The organism is Streptomyces sp. NPDC007164 (genome assembly GCF_040634135.1).
Taxonomy (GTDB): Bacteria; Actinomycetota; Actinomycetes; order Streptomycetales; family Streptomycetaceae; genus Streptomyces; species Streptomyces sanglieri.
On record NZ_JBEYFB010000146.1, the window covers coordinates 1 to 1,552 of the forward strand.

The window sequence follows — 1,552 nt, forward strand, 5'->3', positions numbered from 1 at the left end:
AACTCGACGGAGGAGACCATCGCCGGCGTGTGGTCCGACGTCCTCGGCATCGACACCATCGGCATCCACGACAACTTCTTCGAACTCGGCGGACATTCACTGCTCGCGACACAGGTGACGTCGCGTCTGCGGCAGCGGCTCGGGTTGGACGTCCCGGTGCGTGCCCTCTTCACCTCGCCCACGTTGGCCACACTGGCCGGGGTCGTGCGAGAGCTGGGGTCGGCCGACGAGGCGCCACTGGTACCGCTCGAACGCGGCAGCGGCCCACTGCCCCTGTCGTTCGCGCAGCAGCGGCTTTGGTTCCTGGACCAGTTGACGCCGGGCAGCGCCGAATACCTCGTGCCGTTCGCCCTGCGGGTGCGCGGCACGCTCGACGCCGGTGTACTGGGTGCGGCGTTCACCGGTCTGGTGACCCGGCACGAGGTGCTGCGGACCCGGTTCGTCACGGACGACTCGGGCCGTCCCGCGCAGATCGTGGACGCACCGTGGTCGGTCACTCCGGTGGTGCACGACGTCCGGACCGTCCCGCCGGCCGACCGGGAGCGGGCCGCACTGGAGATCACGGCGGCCGAGGCGCGGCGACCGTTCGAGCTGGACGGCGGGCGACTTCTGCGGGTTGACGTGGTGCGCGTCGCTGACGACGACCAGTACGTGCTGATCACACTGCACCACATCGTCTCGGACGGCTGGTCCTCCGGGATTCTGGCCCGCGAACTGCGCGAGCTGTACCTGGCTGCCGTTGCCGGACGTGTGGCGTCGCTGCCCGAACTGCCTGTGCAGTACGCGGATTTCGCCGCCTGGCAGCGGGAGCAGCTCAGCGGAGAGTTCCTGGAGAGGCAGCTGGCGTACTGGCGCGAGCGTCTCGCAGGGGTTCCGGCCCTGGAGCTGCCGACCGACCACGGCCGGCCCGCCGAACGGGAGGGCGCCGAGGGCGACACCGTGTACTTCTCGGTGCCGTCGGAGGTGACGGAGGCGCTGCGGGCGACGGCGAGCGGGCAGGGCGCGAGCCTGTTCATGGGGTTGCTGGCCCTGTTCCAGATCGTTCTGGCCCGCTACTGCCGTCAGGACGACATCGCGGTCGGCACCCCGATCGCCGGCCGCAACCGTGCCGAGACGGAGGAGCTGATCGGTTTCTTCGTCAACACTCTCGTCCTGCGCACCGACCTGTCAGGCGACCCGGCGTTCACCGAACTCCTCGACCGCGTCAAGGACACCGCCCTCGGCGCCTACGACCACCAGGACCTGCCCTTCGAACGCCTCGTCGACGAGCTGGCCCCCGACCGGGACCTGTCCCGCAACCCACTGTTCCAGACCCTTTTCGTCTTCCAGAACACCCCGGACGGGGAGTCGTGGAGCCTGCCCGGCCTGACGGTCGAACAGGTCGGTGTGGGCGGTCAGGACGCCAAGTTCGACCTCCAACTGACCGCGGCGGAGACGGATGGTGAGCTGCTGGCGGCCCTGGAGTACCGGACGGATCTGTTCGAGCGGGCGTCGATCGAGCGGTTGGCCGGCCATTTCACGACTCTGGCGGCGTCGGTGGCGGCCGCACCGG

Annotated in this window: 1 protein-coding gene; it reads left to right on the top strand. The window is 69.7% G+C overall.

What is annotated here, in order from left to right; genetic code table 11:
- A partial coding sequence (locus ABZ622_RS42070; RefSeq protein ID WP_360552626.1) for a condensation domain-containing protein occupies positions 1–1,552 on the top strand: 1,552 nt, incomplete at both ends.